At 70.6% G+C, this 2,164-nt stretch carries 2 protein-coding genes and 1 CRISPR repeat array; both genes read left to right on the top strand.

Annotation, left to right across the window (positions count from 1 at the left end; genetic code table 11):
* Positions 1–268 (top strand): hypothetical protein (locus tag ACFU6K_RS37540; RefSeq protein ID WP_380670915.1); only part of this gene is annotated, 268 nt, incomplete at its 5' end.
* A 333-nt stretch (positions 269–601) separates the two neighbouring features.
* Positions 602–1,168: a TetR family transcriptional regulator gene (locus ACFU6K_RS37535; RefSeq protein WP_224279321.1), complete on the top strand. Its 567-nt coding sequence runs from the start codon at positions 602–604 to the stop codon at positions 1,166–1,168.
* A 331-nt stretch (positions 1,169–1,499) separates the two neighbouring features.
* Positions 1,500–2,138: a CRISPR direct-repeat array (repeat unit 24 nt; unit sequence GTCGGCCCCGCGCTCGCGGGGGTT).
* Positions 2,139–2,164: the final 26 nt, after the last annotated feature.

The raw sequence follows: 2,164 nt of genomic DNA, 5'->3' as shown, positions 1-2,164 counted from the left end.
GCCGCCCGGGAACCGCCGCAACCGCCGGAACCTCCTTGACGGCCCCACCGGCCGACGGGCCCGGCGCCTGGTGAACCGGTACGGCGTGATCGGCTTCGGCATCATCGGGCCCGCGCTCTTCGGCACCTGGGGATCGGCCATGCTCGGCACGGCACTGGGCCTGCCCCGGTGGCGGCTGATCGGCTGGCTGATGGCCGGTGTCACCCTGTGGTGCACCGTCATGCTGCTCGCCTCCGAGGCAGTGATCGACGCCTTCGGACTGCGGTGACGACACACGCTGCGTACCGGTCCCTGATCGCGAGGAGCACGTCGCCGCGGCCCCCCGGCCTGCCTCGTCGTGGGTCTGCCCTCGTCGTGGGTCTGCGCATCGCGCCGACCGTCGGCCCGGTCATCGTCGGGCGGTGGCAACTCACCGTTCCGGCAAGGCACTTCTCCCCCTCACCGGTTCACCCGGAGCAAGACCACCGACGGGACTCCCGAACGAATCGCCTCAGGTCTCAAACGAATCCACCGTGGTTCCAGCGGCGAACGCGCTCACCTGGCGAGGGCACCGGGTCCTACGCCCCGGCAAGATCCAGTAGGCGCTGTTAGCATGACTCCCATGTCCCGAGCCGAGGCCACGAAGGCGCGCATCCTCCACGCAGCAACCCAGGAGTTCGCGGCGTACGGGATCGCGGGAGCCCGCGTCGACCGGATCGCCAAGGTCGCCTCGGCGAACAAGAACCTCATCTACGTCTACTTCTGCAACAAGGACGGGCTCTTCGACGCCGTCTTCGACGCACACCTCGGGCGCGGCCTCGACATGGTGCCCTTCACGCCCGACGACCTGCCGGGCTACGCCGGGCGGCTGTTCGACTTCTACCAGAAGCACCCCGAGGTGCTCCGCCTGGCGACCTGGCACCGGCTGGAACGCGGCACTGCCGTGGAACGGGACCCTGCCGTCGCCAAGCAGACCCACGACGACAAGCTCGCCTCCTTGGAAGCGGCTCGGAAGGGCGGAGTGGGCACGCCGGGCTTCACCCCGGCCACACTTCTCACCCTCGTCCTGGCCATCGCCTCGGCCTGGAGCCCGACGAATGCCGCGAGCATGCCGGCGACGACTGTCCTGGCGTCGGACCCGGAGGACTGCCGGAACGCGATCATGGAGGCCGTGCGGCGCCTCCTGTGAGGGGCGGCGTGCATCACTCGCCTCCGCCACGGCGGTCCGACCACGCCCCGGTCACCGTGGCGTACGACGTCGACAACTGACCGACACGCAGCACCACTTGGGCAGGCTGGAGGTGCCCCCAAGCGTCTTCGACCCGGGAACCTCCACCGTGCCCCTGGTCAGCGTCAGCCCACCTGCGAAGTCCCGCTCGCCACTTGCCATCCAGTCCACCATCGCCACAAGGCCGGCCAGCTCCACCACCAACCACCCATGAGCTCTACTATGGATAGCCAACCGAATCGAACTGAATCAAATAGCGCTCGCTGAAGCGAATCACCGCAGGTCAGGAAGTGTCGGCCCCGCGCTCGCGGGGGTTGCTCCAGTGCCGGATCGCTGAGCGGCTCCAGCACGTTGTCGGCCCCGCGCTCGCGGGGGTTGCTCCCGGCCGAGCTTCCGACTGCTCGACGTCGCCCAGTCGGCCCCGCGCTCGCGGGGGTTACTCGGTGATCGACCAGCCGCTGAGCGGCCGCCAACGGTCGGCCCCGCGCTCGCGGGGGTTACTCCGTCCACTCGGCGCGTTCCTCGTCTCGGGCGATGTCGGCCCCGCGCTCGCGGGGGTTACTCCTACGACCCCAGCGTCCACGACTCCCTCGTCTCGTCGGCCCCGCGCTCGCGGGGGTTACTCCTCGCCCAGGTGGACGGCGGCTTCGACTGGGGTGTCGGCCCCGCGCTCGCGGGGGTTACTCCTCCCGCTCCCGCCGGTCGAAGACCTGGGCGACGGTCGGCCCCGCGCTCGCGGGGGTTACTCGGCCGTGTCCTTCCCTCCGCAGACCCCGACCTGGTCGGCCCCGCGCTCGCGGGGGTTACTCCGGTGGGAGCGCCACGGGGTTGTTCTCCGTCGGGTCGGCCCCGCGCTCGCGGGGGTTGCTCCAGCTCCTCGCCGACGAGTTCGATGTGCCAGTGGTCGGCCCCGCGCTCGCGGGGGTTACTCCCCCTCGTGCTCGTGCTCCTGCGGGG

Origin of the sequence: Kitasatospora sp. NPDC057512 (assembly GCF_042802135.1) — a bacterium.
Classification (GTDB): domain Bacteria; phylum Actinomycetota; class Actinomycetes; order Streptomycetales; family Streptomycetaceae; genus Kitasatospora.
This window is presented reverse-complemented; position numbering and strand designations above follow the sequence as displayed.

Excerpts from the sequence above, each read along its gene's own strand:
- ACFU6K_RS37535 (WP_224279321.1), top strand. The coding sequence starts at position 602 with ATGTCCCGAGCCGAGGCCACGAAGGCGCGCATCCTCCACGCAGCAACC.